Annotated in this window: 17 protein-coding genes and 1 tRNA gene; 8 read left to right on the forward strand and 10 right to left on the reverse strand. The window is 40.9% G+C overall.

What is annotated here, in order from left to right; translation table 11 throughout:
- Positions 1-18: 18 nt before the first annotated feature.
- The 3 genes from psb34 to NCWK1_RS11325 all read right to left on the reverse strand — a co-directional run bounded on the left by psb34 (position 19) and on the right by NCWK1_RS11325 (position 3314).
- Entirely contained in the window at positions 19-198 is a 180-nt protein-coding gene (gene psb34, locus NCWK1_RS11315) for a photosystem II assembly protein Psb34 (RefSeq protein ID WP_096577957.1), read from the reverse strand.
- 168 nt (positions 199-366) lie between these two features.
- Positions 367-2871 (reverse strand): cell division protein HetF, encoded by a 2505-nt coding sequence (gene hetF, locus NCWK1_RS11320; RefSeq protein ID WP_103124790.1) that lies wholly within the window; start codon positions 2869-2871, stop codon positions 367-369.
- Positions 2872-3227: 356 nt separating this feature from the next.
- A tRNA-Ser gene (locus NCWK1_RS11325) sits at positions 3228-3314 on the reverse strand.
- A gap of 110 nt (positions 3315-3424) precedes the next feature.
- Between NCWK1_RS11325 and NCWK1_RS11330 the strand changes: the two genes are divergently transcribed.
- The 4 genes from NCWK1_RS11330 to NCWK1_RS11345 all read left to right on the forward strand — a co-directional run bounded on the left by NCWK1_RS11330 (position 3425) and on the right by NCWK1_RS11345 (position 5882).
- A complete protein-coding gene (locus NCWK1_RS11330; RefSeq protein WP_096577961.1) occupies positions 3425-3793 on the forward strand; it encodes a 2Fe-2S iron-sulfur cluster-binding protein in 369 nt (122 codons plus the stop codon).
- Between the two features lie 55 nt (positions 3794-3848).
- Entirely contained in the window at positions 3849-4409 is a 561-nt protein-coding gene (locus NCWK1_RS11335; protein ID WP_096577962.1) for a thermonuclease family protein, read from the forward strand.
- A gap of 101 nt (positions 4410-4510) precedes the next feature.
- Complete coding sequence (locus NCWK1_RS11340) at positions 4511-5323, forward strand: inositol monophosphatase family protein (protein ID WP_103124791.1); 813 nt, start codon at positions 4511-4513, stop codon at positions 5321-5323.
- Between the two features lie 172 nt (positions 5324-5495).
- Entirely contained in the window at positions 5496-5882 is a 387-nt protein-coding gene (locus NCWK1_RS11345; RefSeq protein WP_103124792.1) for a COG3650 family protein, read from the forward strand.
- 235 nt (positions 5883-6117) lie between these two features.
- On the opposite strand, the gene NCWK1_RS11350 is transcribed toward NCWK1_RS11345, so the two are convergent.
- The 6 genes from NCWK1_RS11350 to NCWK1_RS29920 form a co-directional block, all read right to left on the reverse strand.
- Entirely contained in the window at positions 6118-9708 is a 3591-nt protein-coding gene (locus NCWK1_RS11350) for a tetratricopeptide repeat protein (protein WP_103124793.1), read from the reverse strand.
- A gap of 158 nt (positions 9709-9866) precedes the next feature.
- The gene (locus tag NCWK1_RS11355) at positions 9867-10448 is read right to left on the reverse strand and encodes a Uma2 family endonuclease (RefSeq protein WP_103124960.1); all 582 of its coding nucleotides are present in this window, start codon (positions 10446-10448) and stop codon (positions 9867-9869) included.
- 103 nt (positions 10449-10551) lie between these two features.
- Complete coding sequence (locus tag NCWK1_RS11360) at positions 10552-11130, reverse strand: Uma2 family endonuclease (protein WP_103124961.1); 579 nt, start codon at positions 11128-11130, stop codon at positions 10552-10554.
- 112 nt (positions 11131-11242) lie between these two features.
- Positions 11243-11617: a type II toxin-antitoxin system RelE family toxin gene (locus NCWK1_RS11365; protein ID WP_103124794.1), complete on the reverse strand. Its 375-nt coding sequence runs from the start codon at positions 11615-11617 to the stop codon at positions 11243-11245.
- Complete coding sequence (locus NCWK1_RS11370) at positions 11610-11852, reverse strand: type II toxin-antitoxin system RelN family antitoxin (RefSeq protein ID WP_103124795.1); 243 nt, start codon at positions 11850-11852, stop codon at positions 11610-11612. The genes NCWK1_RS11365 and NCWK1_RS11370 overlap by 8 nt, the downstream gene beginning before the upstream one ends.
- A gap of 33 nt (positions 11853-11885) precedes the next feature.
- On the reverse strand, positions 11886-12026 hold the full coding sequence (locus tag NCWK1_RS29920) for a hypothetical protein (protein ID WP_222838785.1): 141 nt from the start codon (positions 12024-12026) through the stop codon (positions 11886-11888).
- Between the two features lie 136 nt (positions 12027-12162).
- Between NCWK1_RS29920 and NCWK1_RS30105 the strand changes: the two genes are divergently transcribed.
- The 3 genes from NCWK1_RS30105 to leuS all read left to right on the forward strand — a co-directional run bounded on the left by NCWK1_RS30105 (position 12163) and on the right by leuS (position 16756).
- Positions 12163-13296: a coiled-coil domain-containing protein gene (locus NCWK1_RS30105; RefSeq protein WP_245894884.1), complete on the forward strand. Its 1134-nt coding sequence runs from the start codon at positions 12163-12165 to the stop codon at positions 13294-13296.
- 12 nt (positions 13297-13308) lie between these two features.
- Complete coding sequence (locus tag NCWK1_RS11380) at positions 13309-13866, forward strand: hypothetical protein (RefSeq protein ID WP_103124796.1); 558 nt, start codon at positions 13309-13311, stop codon at positions 13864-13866.
- A gap of 247 nt (positions 13867-14113) precedes the next feature.
- A complete protein-coding gene (gene leuS, locus NCWK1_RS11385; protein WP_103124797.1) occupies positions 14114-16756 on the forward strand; it encodes a leucine--tRNA ligase in 2643 nt (880 codons plus the stop codon).
- 128 nt (positions 16757-16884) lie between these two features.
- Here the strand turns inward: leuS and sbcD are convergent, their stop codons facing one another.
- Positions 16885-18135: an exonuclease subunit SbcD gene (gene sbcD / locus NCWK1_RS11390; protein WP_103124798.1), complete on the reverse strand. Its 1251-nt coding sequence runs from the start codon at positions 18133-18135 to the stop codon at positions 16885-16887.
- 692 nt (positions 18136-18827) lie between these two features.
- On the opposite strand from sbcD, the gene NCWK1_RS11395 reads away from it, so the two are divergent.
- Positions 18828-20471, forward strand: a complete 1644-nt coding sequence (locus NCWK1_RS11395) for a pentapeptide repeat-containing protein (protein WP_340641198.1) — start codon at positions 18828-18830, stop codon at positions 20469-20471.
- Positions 20472-20524: the final 53 nt, after the last annotated feature.

Here is a 20524-nt window from a genome sequence, read left to right on the forward strand (position 1 = left end):
AACAAAAACAGTTTTTATTTAACTGAGATTAGAAACGGAGAAGGCGACAACAATTAAGCCACCGACCAACACTGTAGCGACTACACCAAGAATAATATAGTTACGCTTTTGCTCTGCTGTTGGAGGTTCTGCTTGATAAACCTTTGGCTCTTGGGCAAAATTGTTAAGACGACCACCTTCTTCATTCGTGTAGGGCATGAAGTAATTCCTTAATTTTGAACATCATTATTATTATTTAATGTTACAGAAACTTATCTCTTCTGCTTTCCCTGTCAGAGACAAATTGTTACATTTTCTTGGATTTACATATCATATATCAGACAAATTATCAAGCCAAAATTTGATGCTAAATGGGAAGAGTGTTGCTCATTCTTGAGTTTTTTGTTGCAGGAGCGATCTCCAATCGGTAATGGCCTTTTCTGTCCATAACCAATTATTGCTTAATTTATTTACTTGAAAATTTACCGAGTCTTGATTAATTACCAATTGACGCAACTTAATCGCTTCTTTCATATATTGCCCTTGTTTCGTCGTCGGTTGACTGCGTGCAGATTTATACAATCCCATTGCTAAACCAGCGTAGGCAGTTAAGGCATCGTGAGGTACGGGAGAATTCTGCACAGAAAGGGCTACACTTGCGGAATTTTGCTGATTTAAAGCTAAATTTAGCGCCTTAAACCAAGAATCATTAGCGCGATTTACATTACCTTCTGCGTAGTAGGCAAACCCTAAAGCATTGGTATACAACACCGAGTTTGGCTCTGCTTTCACTGCAACTTCCCAAAAACGTCGGGCATCATCAATGGTGTATTTTTTATCTCCAGTCTGAATTAACTGCCAAGCTAGTCGTCCTTTAAAAAAGTTGAGTGCAGGATCATTTCCTTGCTGGATTGGCACAACATTTAGGGCAGTTTGAGCAGATTGTAATGCGCCACGATTTAATAATTCTTCTACAGCTACCAACCCAGCCGACAAGTCACCTTGGCTTAATTTTTCTATGGCACTAGTCGCAATAATAGCTGTGGGACTAGTTTCTAAGTTGATTTTCGGATTAGTTTTGCTAGACAGAGACTGCTGAACGGGGATTTGGGGGATATCGGCAAAAGTTGAAGGGCGGCGCAGTTGCCACCACCAACCGAAACCGAGGATACTAGCGATCGCACCTACCCCAAAAATACTCAAAATCAGTCGCCAATTAGGACGACGAAGTTTAGGCACAGATGTGGGTAACGATGCTTCATAAGCCGGCCAAGTTTCTTCCTGACTGGCTACAGTTTCGTTGGGTGTTGCACCTAAATTTCCCCATGATCCTTGTCTATCAGTGGGTGTTACCTCGCCACTCATTTGTCTAGTGGGAAAAATATTTTCTCTGTGATTGGGTGGTACTTCTCCATTCAAGGGAGATTGACCATTATTGCTGGGTATTTGCTGATCTATCTGGCGAAACAAATCCGAAACTATGGCTGAATCTTCGGCATAACTGGGGTCGTCATATTCAATTTCATCAACTAAATCGCCCCAAGTCTCTTCACCCAACCAGTCCAACTCGGAAGTATCATGACCTAAACCCGGCATCATGTCATCGATGGGTAAAGCTATCTGGGCTTCATCCGTCATAGCAGAATAAGTTGTGGTAGAAGATACCTTCACACTCCGGCTATTGTCATTCAGCGACTCTGTACTGTTAAAAGTCGCCAGTTCTGTTCCCAGAAAACCATCAAATTCGGGTTGAAGATACAAAATTGGTAATGCCCAATAAGTTTGGTGCGAACCATAAGCTGAAATTAATCCCTGACGCACCCGACTGACGCATAAATCTACTGGATATCCTTGACTCAAGTTCCGGTACAAAAGTTGTGTCAGCGTGAGTGCAACTTCATCAGGAATGCGTTCTGACATAGCCAAAACACACTTGATCCCGCGTCTAACTAAACTTTCAGTCAGGTTACGTTCGCCTGTTTCTTCTGTTGTATCGGTTGTTGCTGTGTATGCTCCCCAACAAGAGTTAAACACAGCCATTTGAATATTATTATTGACGAGCAGACCTGCTAGGTCATCGCCACTCAAGGTTTCTGTCAAGCCAGTTCTGCTACTAACCAAATAAATTTCGCCACCACTTGGCCCTAAGTCACTATGGCCGGAGTAGTGGAGAACTTGGTATCTACTTTGTTCTAAGGCTTGGGTTAATTCTTCCCTGCCTGGCTGATCTAAAATAGTGAGTTCAATTTCGGGTAGGGAAATGCTACTGTCAGCAGTGCGGGAGGCATGACGATGCAGTTCTGCTTGCAATCTTAGGGCTTCTTGCTTCAACAAACCCAGGCGTGTTTGATCTGTGGGCGATGCCAGCACCATTAAAACCCTGACTACGCCATCTTCTGGTAATTGTGGTAAATTTCTGGAGGGCAAGCGAGCGTTGGTGAGAATGCCACTTTGGTAGCGCGAGAATGCCACATAAGGCCCCGTTGCTAGAGGGCGATCGCCTGCGTGCATGACTTCCCAAGGTAGACGTGCTAACCTATTCTCCTTAAGACCTAACCGGAGGCGCAGTACTTGTTGATGGTTTTGGGCAATGCCTTGAGCTGTAATCCAACTATCTCTGAGAGTGCCTTTAAACAGAGCATTATAAAATTGCTGACCCAATGCCACCAAGTTTACAGAGTTTCTGGCGATGCCTGCGGTGGACTGTATCAACGCATCTCCCTGTAAAACTGACCTCAAAGGATCATTCATCAAATGTCCTGCGGCTGCTAACCAATCAGCTACAGGCCAAGTCACTAGTTCTTCTGCCAATGGCACCCCAGGCGCGACTTGTTCCGTTCGCACCAAGTAGTCATTCTGCCCTACTGGAGTTACGGAAATGTGAAATTCCATACAAGTAACGCAATCTCAATATTTTTAGTATGCAAACCCTCATTCATGTTCAATAGATGCCCAAAACCTGGATTTTCCTTTTTAAACATCAGATTTCCATATATCGCTATATATCAATTCTCATGTTCAAACAATGCTTATTCCCCATTATGACAACTGGAGAACATTTTTAGTTTCAATATTCAGGTTTTAATTGACTCTGACTATGCTCACACAACAGAATTTTAGATTGACTAAATAATTATTTAAAGAGTCTAAATAACTTTAAAAGTATTTGATGCTGCAATAAAAATACAAAATTTTAAACTAAAGCCAGCTAAAGTTTAAAATTTTGCAATTTTTGCTATATACAAAAACGGAGAGGGAGGGATTCGAACCCTCGTTGAAGTCACCCCCAAACAGACTTTCCAGGTCTGCGCCTTCAACCACTCGGCCACCTCTCCAGGTGTCACAATTTACTATTGTAATATAAAATTATAGAAAGTGCAAACAACATATTAAAAGACATTTTAGAGTAGAGATCTAAAGGTCAAAACCCAAATTCAAAATCAAGATGTCCCGTACATACACAATTAAAGTCCGCGATCGCGCCACTGGCAAAGAATACACCCTCCAAGTCCCAGATGACCGCTACATCCTACACTCTGCCGAAAACCAAGGGGTGGAATTGCCTTTTTCCTGTCGTAATGGAGCTTGCACCGCTTGCGCTGTCAGGGTTTTGTCGGGAGAAGTTGACCAACCAGAGGCGGTTGGCTTGTCCTTAGAGTTGCGTCGGCAAGGTTATGCTTTGCTGTGTGTGAGTTACGCCCGTTCAGACTTAGAAGTAGAGACACAAGACGAGGATGAAGTCTACGAACTCCAATTTGGGCGTTACTTTGCCAAAGGCAGAGTCAAAGCAGGTTTACCATTAGACGAAGATTAAAATTTAGTTTTTCTAGTAGAGTCCGTTTTGGACTCTACTAGAAACAGGAGTAAATATGCAAATCGCTACAGTTTTAGGGCGTTTTGGGTTTTGGACGCGAAAAATAGCTATATTAACCTGCTTATTACTACTGGTAAGTTGTCAAGCCAAAAGTCAACCCGCAGATAATCAAATGTTGGTGAAAGTGGCGCGTGTGGTAAGTGGGCAAAGTTTAGAAGTGTTGGGTATGGGTGAACAACCGAATTTTGCTTCCCCAGTGCGGTTAATTGGGATTGATGCGCCAGATTTGCGACAAAACCCCTGGGGTGATGAAGCTAGACAAAGCTTAGAAAAGTTAATTGGGGGGATAGAACAATCAATCAAACTAGAGTTTGATATTGAAAATAAAGATAAACTGGGGCGGACACTGGCTTATGTCTGGAAAGATAATCAGTTATTAAACGAACAAATAGTCAAACAAGGATATGCGCTATTTGTTGGGCGATCGCCTAATCACAAATATGACCAACGCCTAGAACGCGCCCAACAGTGGGCAAGAATTATGGGAGAAGGGATTTGGAACCCAGAAAACCCTATGCGTCAAACTCCGGCAGAGTTTCGCTTTTTGAATCGATGAAAGTGCTGAGTCGAAGATATGGGGAGAGTTACAAATAACTCTTGACTATTGACTCTTGACCATTGACCATTGACTCTTGACGCTTGACTCTTAACTAACCAATGACTCAACTACAAACTTTTCTCGATATTGCTACCGAGGCGGCTTTAGCTGCGGGTGGAGTTTTACAAGGTTATTTAGGCAAATTAGAAGATGCAGTCACGGAAAAAGGCCGCCCTGGTGATTTGGTAACGGCGGCGGATAAAGCCTCAGAAGCAGTGGTTTTAGAAATTCTGCACCGTCACTTGCCACAGCATTCTATTTTGGCAGAAGAATCAGGCAAGATAGGTAATCAAGATAATGAATTTCTGTGGGCGATCGATCCCTTAGATGGAACTACTAACTACGCTCACCAATACCCTTTTTTTGCTGTTTCTATTGGGTTATTAATTAACGGTTTACCACAGGTAGGCGTAATTTATGACCCGTTGCATAATGAGTTATTCCGGGCGGCGGCTGGCTTAGGTGCAACCCGTAACCGCCGCCCCATCCAGGTTTCCGAAACAAGTGAATTGGGTAAAAGCTTATTAGTCACTGGCTTTGCATACGATCGCCGCGAAACCTCAGATAATAATTATGCTGAATTTTGTCATCTGACTCACCTTACCCAAGGGGTGAGACGTAGTGGTTCAGCATCTATTGATTTAGCCTATGTAGCCTGTGGCCGTGTTGATGGTTACTGGGAACGGGGACTATCGCCTTGGGATATAGCAGCTGGCATAATTTTATTACAAGAAGCTGGCGGTAAAGTTACTGCCTATGATGGTAGTCCTTTGCAAATCAATTCCGGTCGACTTCTCGCCACTAATGGCTACATTCATGAAATTCTCAGCCATGAATTAACACAAGTTCCGCCGCTATCTTCTTGGAAATAGTCAAGCAAAAGATACAAAGATTTTTCACAGCCCATACAAGTATTTTATTGTTCTGGAAATGTTAAAACTATTCTGCCTTAACCCCAATGCTGTTGGGGCTTTTTATTGCCAAGCGGAATTGGCATAGTCAATGTGTATCTATTAAATATTCATCGCATAAAATTCTTGAGCAATGAAAGCTTTTATCCCTTATGTTGCATTGTTGGGCTTGAGTGCTGGTTTACTAGTTGACAGTTCTAGCCTGCAAGCAGTAACTCCTAACAGTGAAAAATTTGTCGCTTTAGGTACAGAACCTTTTTGGAACGTTACTGTCAGTAAAAATGGCATTGTTTACTCTTCTCCAGAGGTGAAAAAACAAACCTTTCCTTATGTAAAACCTCTGGCAGCAGCGGGTCGTCCCGCTGATTTAGTAAGAGTTTACAAGCTCAGGGGAAATAATATGTTAATTCTGGAAAAAGTCAGCGCTTGTAGTGATGGGATGTCAGATAAACAATACCCTTACTCGGCTGTTTTGATATTGGGTAACAAGGTTTTGGAAGGTTGCGCCCAGACACAATAATTTAAGGAGATATAGCAATTCCTAGTTAAGTAAGGTACATGAATAATGTTTTTTAACGCAGAGGGGCGCAGAGTCAAACGCAAAGTTGAGGCAGCGCGATCTTGGGGGTTTCCCCCATGAGCGACTGCCGACGCAAAGTTTTGCCCAATTTCATGAGCAAATATATTAAGTACCTCAACAGATTAGGAAACTCTATAACAGTTTTTGTCCATCAGAGTTGATTTCAATATGATTTTTACTTCCATTCTCCTTGTAATGTAAACGCAGCCCAATAATAAGGTGCAGCATAATTTGGATTACGTGACATTTCTATTTGTGCTGCCCTTAACGCCGCCGCAGGTTTTAAATTTTTGCGTAACATATTGGCATAAAATAATTTCATCAATTCTGATGTAGCTTCGTCATCAACGCTCCACAAACTGACTACAACACGTTGACTTCCCGCATACATAAATCCTCTGGTTAACCCAACTAATCCTTCTCCCTTGACTTCTTCACCTAAGCCTGTTTGACAAGCACTGAGAACTATTAATTCTGCTGGCAAATTTAGGTTAAAAATATCGCGGAGGCGCAAAAAGCCATTTTGGGGTGTTCCTTTGCTATCAAACAGCGACAACACTACTCCAGATAATTCTGGATTGGTGCTATTTAAAATGCCGTGAGTGGCAAAATGAATAATTTGATATTGGCTTAACTCTGGACTTGTGGCGACATCTCGACTGGCGGTAAAGTCTAAGGCTTGCTTACGTTCTTTATTGGATACGAGAGAGAGAATTTCCTCGGCTTCTTTACGGGTAAAACGTAGCCGTTCAAAGTCAATATCTGCTTCTCTGGCTGAACGTGATAATTGTTGCTGGTCAAAGAGATTCAAGTCTTGAGTTACAGCTAGGCGATTTGCTGGTTGACCGTTAAGGCGTTCATCTTGGGCAGAAAATACGGGATCTGCCAGTACAGCTAAGGTTTTGGCAGCTTTTTTCCGCCCTTTGACTTCCTGACGCAGCAGGGCGATAGTTGAGGCTGAGGGAAGGGAGATAATTTCGTTGGTTGTGACTAGTGGCTGATAGGTTTGGCTATTGGGGACTGCTAATGCGGTGATGGGTACATACTGCAACGCCCCATCACTAACGACGACCAAGCGTTTTTTTCCGAGTTGCTGGGCGACTGGTGCAAGGATCATTTGTGATAATTCTGCCGCGGCTTTGCTGCTTCTAGCAATACTAGTTCTTTGAGATGGGGCGGTTAAAGCATCACGGAATTTTTGGACGGCGGTTTTGATTTCGGCGCTTTTAGGTAGTTCGTAACTAGTTATGTTGTTGTTGCTGACAGCCCAAAGATAACTGCGTTCTTCTCCCAAGGAGTATTCTAGAAGCAAGGTATTATCATCTAAGACCTGTTGCTGAATTTGCTTTAATGATAAGGGTTGTGGTTGGGTTAGGGCAGCATAACGGGGACTGCTATTTTTAATTTCTACTTGAACTTGCTGATACTGTTGTAGTAGTTGTGCGGTTTCTTTGTCTAAATTTTGAATTTGGGCTTCCGTATATTTACTGTTTAAAAGTTGGATGCGGAGTTTTTCTCTAGCATTGAGTTGTTGCTGTAAGTTGCGTTCTGTTTGCAGGAGCTTGGGGTTTACGCCTTGGCGGATATCTGCGTTGGCTTCGGTGAGCAAGTCTAAAAGACTACGCGCTCTAGCACGTTCGCTAACTTGCAATGCCAAAGCATCATAACCTTTGGCTGGTTCTTGTTTATGTAGCCGCATCAACAGGTCAATATAAAACTGGTAATATTTCTGCACAGATGCAAAGTAAGATGTCCGCAAGTCTTGGCTGGTAACGTTGGTGCGAATATCTTCAACAATTTTAATGGTGTTTTCTATTTGGGTACGGGCAGTAGTGAGATTGCCGCGATCGCGTTCTGTCTGAGCTATATAATACAGGGTGTCTGCTTCTCCGGTGCGATCGCCAATGCTCTGGCGCAATTTTAATTCTTGATTATAAGTGGCGATCGCTTGTGCTGGTTGCTTTAAGGCGTTGTAAGTTCTGCCTAAATTACCAATAACGTTGGCTTCAGCCTCTTTTTGTTCTAATTTTTGCCAGCCAGCAGCAGCTTTCTGTGAAGCATCTAAGGCTTTTTGATAATCACCAGCTGCTAAATAAACTCTCCCGAATAAAGCGTAAGCACTGGTTTCGGCAAAGCTATTTTTTGTTTGCTGTGCTAATGCCAAAATTTGGTTAGCTGCATCTAGGGCTTTGGGATAATCTTTTAAAGCTTCGTAGACTCGAAGGATACCGCTGATGGCACTGACTTGACCAATTACATTATTTTGTTCGCGCCGTAACTGCTGCGCTTGTTTGTAATATTCTAAGGCTTGGGGATAATTTTCTAAAGCGCGATAGGCACTGCCAATATTATCTAAAGTTTGCGCTTCTTTATCACGATCGCCTGTAGTTTTAAATTTTTCTAGGGCTTGATTAGAAGTTTCAATACTTGCCTTATTATCACCAAGCAACTTATAAACTGAAGCGATATTTTTTAGTGTATCGCCTTCCCCTTTCACATCTTTGACTTCACGTTCAATATTTAGGGCTTGATTGTAAATATTAATTGCTTGTTGATAATCTCCTAATGAAGCATAAATCCCAGCCATAGTATCCAGGGTGAAAGCTTCCCGCGCCCGATTTTTGGTAAACCTTTGTAATGTTAATGCTTCATTTAAAGTATTAAGGGCTTTTTGTTTTTCACCTAATCTATCGTAGACTAATGCAATCTGTCCTAATAGTTCGGCTTCTGAATGGGGATTACCTGCCTTTTGTAAAAGCGATCGCGCTTGGTTATAGTATTCTAAAGATTTTTGTGGTTCACTAAAAGAATAGCTACCAGCAATTCCAGTCAGAGTTACAGCTTGCTTACTGAGGTTAAATGCCAAAGCGATTCCTGAAAGATTACCTTGACTTTGTTGTTGCAGTTTTAGCGATTGATTGAGAGCTTCCCGCGATTTTTGTTCATCACCAATAGATAAATAAAGTACGCCAATATAGTTGAGTGCATCGGCTTGTCTACTCGGATCATTTCTTGTCTGTTGAATTTTTAACGACTGTTGAAAAGCCTCTAAAGCTTTTTGCGGTTCACCCAAATTAGTGTAAGTAATGCCGATTATTTGTAAAATATCGGCTTGTCCATCTAAATTGTTTTGTTGACGTTGAATTACCAGAGCTTGATTATAAGCTTGTAAGGCTTGTTTTGTCTCTCCCGCATTGAAATAAACGCCCCCAATGCCAATTAAAGTATTAACAATAAAATCAGGTTTTTTTTCAGCGCGAAATAATCGCAATGCTTGGCTATAAAATTCTAGGGCTTTTTGGGGTTGACCCAAGTTAGCGTAAGCATTAGCAACAGAATTCAACATCACTGCTTCGCCAAAACTGTCTTTTTGTTCGCGGCGAATAGTTAGACCTCGCTGAAAATATCCCAGTGCTTTTTGATTGTCGTTTTGAGTGTAATAAAGTGTGCCGATCGCTAAGAGTGTGGTAGCCTCATAACTGCGATCGCCAATTTGCTGCCAAATTTTTAATGCTTCTTCATACTTGGCGATCGCCGCCTGTCGCCCTGTCGCTGTACCTTGTTCATATAATTGTTGTGCTTCTTGCAGCAGTTGTTTAGCTTGGGTGGCGGCTCTTTGCCTTTCAGGAGTTGTATTTTGCGGTTTTTGGGCTATGTAGAGATGATTCGCCCTAGCCGCAGTGATCATTAACTCCGATGACATTAGCATAGTGACAAAGATAACCAGTGTGCGATGTGCTAACGCCGACAGATGTTTCTTTGTCATAATTGCTCCTAAGTGGGAGAAGTAGTGTTTTTTAACTAGATAACTGTAAGAATACAGTTCTAGAGGCATCATATTGTATCATTTATATGATAGTTATAAAATTGCGATCGCTTCAACAGCCTCTATCGCCCGTTCTCCTCCTGTTTTAGTCATTCAACTCAAACGGTTGAAAAATCAATATTTTCGTAAAGTTCGGCAATTGAAATTTGCAACTCCAAAGTACTCAAAGAAAGGGTAACATTTGGGTCGTCATATTCGGAAAATAGCCACTGATGAGCTGCTGTTTTGACGTGATGCTCAACGTGTATACGGTATTGATCAATCAGCAGATATTCTTGGAAGGTGGAAATTGTACGATAAGCAACAAATTTCTCGCCACGGTCATAATTTTGGGTGGATTTAGACAATACTTCGGCGATAAAGCAGGGGTTCACCACAGTATCTTTGCGTCCGGTTTGAAGTTCTAAGGGTTTGGGCAAAACCATCACATCAGGGTAAGTATAGAGATTTGCATCAGGAATCCAGAGTCGCTGATCGACATAGAAAATCCGGTAGTTTTTGCTTTTTAGGGCAGATTTCAGCAAAATATACAAATTTCCAGCAATATCGTTGTGGTTGGGTGTCCCACCAGTCATAGGAATAATTTCTCCATCGCAATATTCGCTGCGTGTTTCTGAGGCGATTTCCAGTTCTAAATACTCATCAATGGTGTAACGTTTAGTCTCAGGTTGAGCAATCATGATCGGTTGACCTCCAAGGCTTTTAGTTGCTGGTTTATCCAAGTCATTGCCATCGCTTCATCAGTTTCAATCGCCCGTTCTACTACTGTTTTAGCAATTTCTACTATGGCTCAAATTCAACACTTTCATAGATATCTGCTAAACGAATTTCAAAGGGAATCGATGAGAGTGAAATATACGATTCTGGATCGTCATATTCAGTAAAGATCCATTTGTGAGAGTCTGTTTTAGAATATTGCTCAACATGAGCAGTATATTGATCAATTAATAAATATTCTTGAAATGTGGAAATGGTACGATACGCTGAAAATTTTTCATCCCTATCGTAGCTTTTGGTTGATTTTGAAAGCACTTCAGCAATCATTACCGGGTTAGTAATCGTATCAGTCCGTCCCTGTTGTCGTTCAAGTGGACGGGGAACAACCATAACATCCGGGTAGGTATAAAGCTTGCGTTCAGGAATCCAAAGCCGTTGATCCGCTACAAAAATACTGTACGGTTTACCTTTCAAACTGACTCTTAAGGCGGCATTAAAAATACTGGCAATTTCATTATGTTCGGGAGTACCGCCAGTCATAGGGATTATTTCTCCATCACAATATTCGTTGCGCGTTTCTGAGGCGATTTCCAATTCTAAATACTCATCAATGGTATAACGTTTGGTTTCAGGTTGAGCAATCATGATCGGTTGACCTCCAAGGCTTTTAGTTGCTGGTTTATCCAAGTTGTGGCTGTCGCTGCATCAGTCTCAATTGCCCGTTCTACTCCTGGTTTAGCAATTTCTATCTATTGTCTTAAATATCGTCTTGCTCGGTAAGCTTTCGTTGCTCATAGTCTGTAATTATCCTCTGAATGTCATCTGCGGCAATATCAACTTGTTCAGATTTTGTGTAAATAGTCAGTAAAATGATTCCTGTTGCTGTTTTGACGTAGTAAATTAAACGATAGCCACCACTTTTACCTTTTTGAGTGTCGCTATTTCTGACTCTCAACTTGAAGACTGTATAACCAACACCAGATATTTGATCTCCTGGTAACTCTCCCTGCTGAAGTTGTTCGATAACAGCTTGTATGTCATTCCTAATACTGCGATATTTCTTAGCAAGAGTGCGTATATTTCGGTTGAACGTTGGCGAAGCTTCAACTTGAATCAAAGGCTGATCAGTCACTTTCAATTCCTTCCCACAGTTGAGCCACCGGGATAGTTTGCCCAGTCATGGCTTCATGCCAAGCTTGCTGGAAATCTGCCAAGACTTCTGTTTGAGATTGATTATCCAGAACTTCTTCTTCTTCAGGGATTAGCACAATGACTTCTACTCGACTATTTTTATCAGTTAAAAGCGGATGATCTAAAGTTAGTTGTCCCTGATCGTTAATCGTTGCCATAATTTTAAGTGCTTTCATGATGACTCCCAGATGCTTTAAGTGGTAGCAGTTTCACGATTTCGGCTCCAAAAGTTGAAAGATGGAGTCGCGGCTAACTAGTTCAGTGGTTTCACCTTCTGCGATCGCACGTTCCATTCCTATATCTTCAATAATTTCTGCCAAAAGTATAAATAGTATGAAATTCATAGTCATTTAATTAATTTTCGTCAGTTTCATAGCAAAGCTAAACTTGTAAAATTTATTTATTTTAATAAAAAAATTAATAGTGTTCACACTTAATTAAAAGCATAGTAACATAATATTTAACGTAATATTTATAACATCTTTTATGGCTATGCGAGATGCGGACAAGGATCGTCGCAAAAATCATTCTATCAAAAATACTAATTCATCTGGAAACATACCACTTACTGGTGATGAGAGAAAAGTGCTATTGGAGACTGTTCGCGTCCAACGTGATGAATGGAAACGACGAGCCAAAGAAAATGAGGAAGCTGCTTCTCAACTTACTCAAGTTCAGCAAGAAAATCTAGCTTACCAAGTGGAAGTTAAAAAATTAAAAGAATATGCGGCACAAAGTTACCAGAAATATCTGAATGAACAAAAAAATTATCAACAGGCTTTATGTCTTTATGACGGAGAAAAAACGAGAGCAAATGAATTAATTTCCCTCCGTGATGAATGGGAAAGACGAGCCAAAGAAAATCAGGAAGCTGCATTACAACTTACTCAAGTTCAGCAAGCAATCCAAGTTTACGAAGTTGAGGTAAATGAGTTAAAACAACGAGTAGCACATAATTACTTGATTTATCTGAATGAGCAAGAAAATTATCAACAGGCTTTATCTCGCTATAATGAAGCAACAGCAAAAACCAATGAATTAATTTACCAACGTGATCAATGGCAACAACGTGCAGAAGAAAATGAGGAAGCTGCATCTCAACTTATTCAAGTTCAGCAAGAAATTCAAGCTAACCAAATTGAAGTTAATCAATTAAGAGAAAGTGCAGCGCAAAATTACCAAAAATATCTTGATGAGCAAAAAAATTATCAACACACTTTATCTCTTTATAATGAAGAAAAAGCGAGAGCAACTGAATTACTGAGCAAATATAACGAAATTAGGTCTGAACGAGATAACTATTTGATTCTATATAATGAAGCACAAACACAACTCAAATTTGAGCGACGTTCCAAAGCTAGTATTAAAGGATGGGAAACTCGCCGTAAAGCTGAGAACGATCGATTAAAACGAGAAATTGCTGAAATGGTTGTTCTGCTGCGTCAATCTATGGCTAGTAAGGATGAAGCTATAAATAACCTCTACGTTGTAGCAGAACGTATGGATCGAATTCAATCCCTAGTTGATTCAGTTGAAGAGGAAACGACAGGTAATCCTGTAGGTTTAATACAAAAGTTTAAACGCATTTGGCTGGCGATTAAAGAGATACTCTCAGAATAAACAAGCGCCTTTATGAGTAAAAAATCAGCATCAACTACGGGAAACCAACATAAAGCAAAGTTGGGAGAGCAAATTCGCAATATCGCTGATAGGCTTAAAAAAGAAACTGAGGTGCAAATAAAAGCTACCTCTCGTATTTTAGGGGCTGCTGCTCAAATTTCTGAAAATCATGAGCGGCTTATTAATGAGGTAGTTGATATGGTTGAAGAAGACCTTAATCAACAAATCCAGACCGAGCAACAGGAAATTTATACAGTTGAAATTCTCAAACAAAAGTTTAAAACGTTAAGTAAAGCAAAGGATAATTTTAAACTTAAAGCAAATAGTTGGGAATCCCTGGCTAACAAACTAAATGATTCATCTACCCACAAGCTTATAACTATAAAACAACCTCAGTCATATCAAGTGTTGGAACATGACGAAAGGGAAAATTTTCAACATAATGGTAAAAATCCTGAAGGATTGACAGTTTTGTTAGATGCAGATGTCGCAGAAATGTTTCCTAATTCTCAAGCCGTGAATGAAGCTTTGCGTTTTCTCATTAGAGTTACGACTAAAAATAGTTTCTGAATTATTTTGGTGCTGAGTTTAACTGTAACTGTACTGAACTTACTGAGAGACTCGTCCGCAAGCATCAAAGGACAAATGACCTATGACCAATGACAAACTAATTCTTCCCTAACTCTGAGCTACATAAAAGGAAGAGAAAGGGATAATAAAGAATGAGAAATTTTTGAGCATGGACTCTAAGTCTAAAATTTCGTTCAAAACTCCCTCTCAAACACTGAAAATTACACATTTGAGTATTAGACTGAGCATGACTGAGAATTTAAAAGCTAAAAGTAATGATATTGCGTTAAATAAATATTCTCCCGCCACCATTGAGGAAAAATGGCAAAAAACCTGGTCGGAACTGAATTTAGATAATACCCCTACAGAAAACAACAAGCCAAAATTCTACGCTTTATCCATGTTTCCCTATCCATCGGGTAGCTTACACATGGGTCACGTCCGTAATTACACAATTACAGATGTGATTGCTCGTCTCAAGCGAATGCAAGGTTATCGCGTTTTGCACCCAATGGGTTGGGATGCTTTTGGCTTACCCGCAGAAAACGCGGCCATCGACCGTGGAGTTCCCCCCGCCAAGTGGACTTATCAAAATATTGCTCAAATGCGCCAACAGTTACAGCGTTTGGGTTTATCTATCGACTGGGAAAGTGAAGTTGCTACCTGTTCACCAGATTATTACAAGTGGACACAATGGATTTTCTTGCAGTTTTTGCAAGCAGGGTTAGCTTACCAAAAAGAAGCGGCGGTGAACTGGGATCCCATCGACCAAACTGTATTAGCTAACGAACAAGTTGATAGCGAAGGCCGTTCTTGGCGCAGTGGTGCAAAAGTCGAGCGTAAATTATTGCGCCAATGGTTTTTCAAAATTACCGACTACGCCGAAGAATTGCTCAATGACTTGGATAAATTGACAGGTTGGCCAGAACGTGTAAAGTTAATGCAGGCAAACTGGATTGGTAAATCTGTTGGTGCCTATTTAGAATTTCCGATTGTCGGGATGGAGGAAAAAATCGGTGTGTACACCACTCGCCCCGATACTGTGTTTGGTGTCAGTTATGTAGTTTTAGCCCCAGAACATCCTTTAACCAAGCGTGTCACCACCAAAGACCAACAAGCAGCGGTAAACGCTTTTATTACCGAAGTTTCCCATCAAAGTGAGTTAGAACGCACCGCCGAAGATAGGCCGAAACGGGGTATTCCCACAGGTGGTAGAGTAATTAACCCCTTCACAGGGGAAGAAGTGCCGATTTGGATTGCTGATTATGTACTATACGAATATGGTACTGGGGCTGTAATGGGTGTACCAGCCCATGATGTGCGCGACTTTAAATTTGCGGATAACTATAATTTGCCAATTGAGTTTGTAATTGTAGAACCAGAAGCAGTTGCAAATGTAGACTTCCAGCAAGAAGAGCCACCGTTAATCATGATTGATTATGACAGTGCATATACTGAGCCAGGAGTTTTAATTAATTCCGGTCAGTTTACGGGGATGAATTCAGTTGATGCGAAAGCTGCGATCGTCAAATATGCCGAAGAACAAGGTTTTGGCAAAGAACGCATCCAATACCGCTTGCGAGATTGGTTAATTTCCCGACAACGTTATTGGGGCGCACCCATCCCAGTGATTCACTGTCCGAACTGCGGAATTGTGCCAGTCCCAGACCAAGATTTACCAGTACAGTTACCGGAAGAAGTCGAATTTACAGGACGTGGTGGTTCACCGTTGACGCAGTTAGAAAGCTGGGTAAATGTACTTTGTCCAACTTGCGGTATACCAGCGAAGCGGGAAACTGACACGATGGATACTTTTATTGATTCCTCTTGGTATTTCTTGCGGTTTACCGACGCAAAGAATGAACAGCAAGTGTTTGATCCTGCCAAAACTAACGACTGGATGCCCATAGACCAGTATGTTGGCGGTATTGAACACGCAATTTTGCACTTATTATATTCACGGTTCTTTACTAAAGTATTGCGCGATCGCGGCTTGTTGAATTTTGATGAACCTTTTGCGCGGTTGTTAACTCAAGGAATGGTGCAGGGTTTAACTTATATGAATCCCAACAAAGGCGGCAAAGATAAATGGGTTCCTTCCCATTTGGTTAACCCCGCTGACCCCCGCGATCCCCAAACAGGAGAACCATTACAACGTCTGTACGCTACTATGTCCAAATCTAAAGGTAATGGTGTCGCACCGGAAGATGTGATTTCTAAATATGGTATAGACACAGCGCGGATGTTCATTTTATTCAAAGCGCCACCAGAAAAAGATTTGGAATGGGATGAAGCCGATGTGGAAGGACAATTCCGCTTTTTAAATCGCGTGTGGCGCTTGGTAACAGATTATGCGGCGGCTGGGGTATCTCGCAAGCAAGCTCAACTCGCTGATTTAAGTAAACCAGAAAAAGAATTACGTCGGGCAATTCACACAGCCATTAAATCAGTCACTGAAGATTTAGAAGATGAATATCAATTCAATACTGCTATTTCAGAATTGATGAAGTTGAGTAATTCTTTGACTGATAGCGACTGTAAAAATTCGCCAATTTATGCCGAAGGAATTCAAAGTTTAGTGGCGTTACTGGCTCCTTTTGCACCACACATTGCTGATGAATTGTGGCATTTATTAGGTAATAAAAATTCAGTTCACACCCAAACTTGGCCAGCGTTTGATGCGGCTGCTCTAATTGCTGATGAAATTACTTTGGTAATTCAAATCAACGGCAAAAAGCGGGCTGATATTCAAGTTCCGTCACAAGCAGATAAAGCAGAGTTGGAGAAATACGCCCGTGAATCAGAAGTTGTGCAACGTCATCTGGAAGGTAAGGAGATTAAAAAGGTAATTGTCGTCCCTGGCAAGTTGGTGAATTTTGTTGTTGTTTAAAGACAGAGAGTAAAGGCACGGTGATCCTTTAAACTGATTGGATCGCCGTTTCAGTCTCATATCGTAAGCTATGAGAAAATCAGATTTACTTGGCATATTTGGTATGAGCAGGACTATTTTGCTACATATCAATCAGCTGCACCTTCTAACCAAATTTCTACATCATCTGATAGCAACTTTTCCGCAGCTTCTAGCATAGTTGCAGCAATTTCTTTAAGGTCTTCACGATTATTTAAGTAGGTTTTCAATGCTTCCATTGGGTCAATACTACTACTCGCACTCAATTCGGGAACGCGGGGACGGGCTAACTGACTGAGTAGTTCTGGTTGAATGGTGTAGGTGTGGGCTGATTTTAAGGCAGTATGTAAGACAGCATTTTCAATTACATCTAACTGTTCGGAACGCAATTTATAAATTAATCGCACTACTGCATCTTGAATATCATATTTGGCGATCGCTTTCAAAATCGCCCCCTGGGGATCTTCGGCTTTGGATATATCTACTTCAATGGTGCGAAAACTCCGAACTGGTAAAGGACAAAATTCCCAAGTTGTCTTTCCCTTCTCCAGTTCAATCATCACATAGCCTTTATCTTCTTTTTCTTCACTAAAATCTACCCGTTCAATACTTCCGGGATAAATCACTGGCGGGTTGTTATGTTTATTTAAATTCTGGTGTTTGTGTACGTGTCCCAAGGCGACATAATCAAAACAAGGTCGCGTCAGCAAAGACAACGGCAAAGTAAAACCCTTACCCACCGCCAGCAAGCGTTCTGCGCCCAAAGTTGCATTATCAGCCATTAAGTGAGCTAATAATATTGTTGGTACATTTGGGTCAAGGCGGCGAATTTCGCCTTCAATAACGACTTGTAACCTGTCTGTTAATAACTGATTGACTTCCGCTAAAGACACACCTTCGGTTTCTTGGCGCGTCATTAATGTCGAACGAGTTAGCCAAGGGAGAGTAATTACTTGGACTTTTCCGTTGCGGGTTTGGATATGATGAGTTTTTAACGTATCACCTACCATAAACCCTGGTACACCCAAAGTCCGGTAAATATTTAAACTTGCGCCTCCCAAACCTTGGGAATGTTGGTCATGATTTCCGACTAATAAGACTGTGGGGATATTTGCATCTACAAGGCGACGAAACTGACAGGCGAAAGCTTCTTGGACATAAGGCGGTGGTGTCGCATCAGGAAAAGCATCCCCACCAAATATTACTAAATCTACAGGATCAGTTAATGCGCGATCAATACACAGCGATAAGGTATTAACAAAATCCTCCAAACGCGTGTTTAATCCAGTCGCTGGATTGATTCGACCGTGGGAAAAACCACTTCCCATGTGGATATCTGAAAGGTGGAGGATTTTAATCATAAAAATTAATCGTTAATGGTTAAAAATGAGAATTAATGACACAACATAGTTTTTTTGTTAACTGTTGAGTGTTATTTGCGATCGCTGTCAACAGTAATTTTACAACCATAAAAACTAGCTTGGTTAGTTTCAGCGATTTTTCCTACTGATATGTAAGCACTTACAACAGTATTTACTAAGAAGCATTGCGCTATTTTAAGTTTTACCTGACTTTCTTAGATATTTATACGGGGATTGTTATTCTTAAACAAAGCATAATAATTAAGGAAATTTACACAAATGAACACTTCTAAACCCAACCAACTAGGTGTATCTGTATTCATGGGCGTTTTGGTTATATTAACCAGTGTAAGTGTGATTACGATTATGAATATGTTCTAGGTTGAATGCTGAGAATTTTAATAAAGAAAATTTACATATCCCTGTTCAATATTGAGCAGGGTTTTTACATTTTGTCATCTGAGGGTGGAAATTGAAACGCAAAGGGCGCAAGGGTAAGCGCAGAGTAGCGCCAAGTGGTACTCAGGAACAAAGATAGCGCTGAGTTTATCCGTAATACTAGGTTTTGAGCTTGTAAAAGTTAGAAGCAGCTTGAGGATTAGTGACGGATGCTAAGAAAATTTACTGAGACTACTAAAGCAAAAAATCTAAAGCAGTTTTTGATAACTCTGACCTTTTTAACTCCACTGTTAATGACAATTCCGGTTTACGCTAGTAAGCCGGAACATGTCAAACAGTTAATAGATACTAACAACTGTGCAAAATGTGACTTAAGTGGGGCAAATTTTAGTTGGAAAAACTTGCTGCGGGCTGATTTATCTAACTCCAATTTGGGTGGTGCAGACTTAAGTAACGCAGATTTGAGTGGCGCTAATTTGCGTAACACTAATTTAAGTAAGGCTAAACTGTCTCGTGCTAACGCCTTTCGGGCTGATTTGGTAAGTGCAAACTTAAGTGATGCAGACTTGAGTAGCACTAACTTAAGTGGCGCAGATTTGCGAAATGCTAATTTAAGTCGTGCTGATTTAACAAATGCGGATTTAAGTGGTGCTAATTTAAATGGTGCAAATTTGACTGATGCTAACATGCGGGGTGTGCGATTTGATAATGTCAACCTCCAGGGAGTAAATCTCAATGGTGTTGATTTAAGTAATGCAGATTTGAGAAATTTTAACTTCCGTGGGGTGTCGTTGAATGGGGTTAACCTGAGTCGAGTTAATTTGAATGGTTATAACTTGAGGGGTGTAGAACTGAAAAATGCCAATCTCAGTTATGCAAACTTACAAAATGCTGACTTGAGTAATGCCCGACTGAACAATACCGATTTGCAAAATGCTAACCTCTACAATGCGAATTTGCAAGGTGCAGATTTGATTGGTAGCAAATTAAATAGCGCTAATTTAGACAATGCAGATTTAAGAGGCGCAAATCTTGATGTCGATAGCCTACCTAACAATATTCGCGCTGATGCTGGAGATTACAGCCGTTGGGGAAATACACTCAGTAGTAAAAGAAGATATCAAAACGCGATCGCCTATTACAACAAAGCGATAGAATTAAATCCTAGAGATGCTCAAACCTATACCAGTCGCGGTTTTGCTCAGAGTAAATTAAAAAACTATCAAGCTGCGATCGCTGACTATAATAAAGCTATTGAAATTGACCCTAGCTATGCCAAAGCATACAGCAATCGTGGCCTAACTCGCATCGAGCAGAATGATTATGCCAGCGCGTTAACTGATTTTGACCAAGCAATTCGCCTCGACTCTAACAATGCAGAAGCTTATAACGGACGCGCCACAATTCATCGCATTCAAAAAGATTATGCCACGGTCATTACCGAAGCTTCCCAAGCTATTAGAATCAATGCTAAATTTGCTGAAGCCTACAATAACCGAGGTTTAGCGCGTTTTGCCCTGCAAGATTATCAAAGTGCTATTCAAGATTATGATAAAGCTATTGATAATTCTAATAGTTGGGCTTGGGCATATTTAAATCGTGGCCTCGCCCGTTCGGCTATTAGCCAACATAAAGATGCAACTAAAGATTTTGACCGCGCCATTGAGATTGATGAAAACTATATCGAAGCTTATTATCAACGCAGTTTAGCCCGGTTTAATCGCAAAAAATATGAGGATGCTATCAAAGATTGCGATCGCATTATTCAACGAGATCCCAATTATGCCGCAGCTTATGAAAATAAAGGTAATGCTTTATTAGCTTTGAAAAAGAAACCAGAAGCTAAACTCGCTTTTGAACAAGCAATGAAACTCTACTCGCAAAAACAAGATAATCCCAGTGTAGAACGAGTACAGCAAATTGTCGCCGGGTTGTAAAAAACTCCCCCTCCTCTCTGCGCCTTTGCGCCTCTGCGTGAAATAAAAAACCA

Origin of the sequence: Nostoc cycadae WK-1 (assembly GCF_002897135.1) — a bacterium.
In the GTDB taxonomy this organism is placed as follows: Bacteria; Cyanobacteriota; Cyanobacteriia; order Cyanobacteriales; family Nostocaceae; genus Nostoc_B.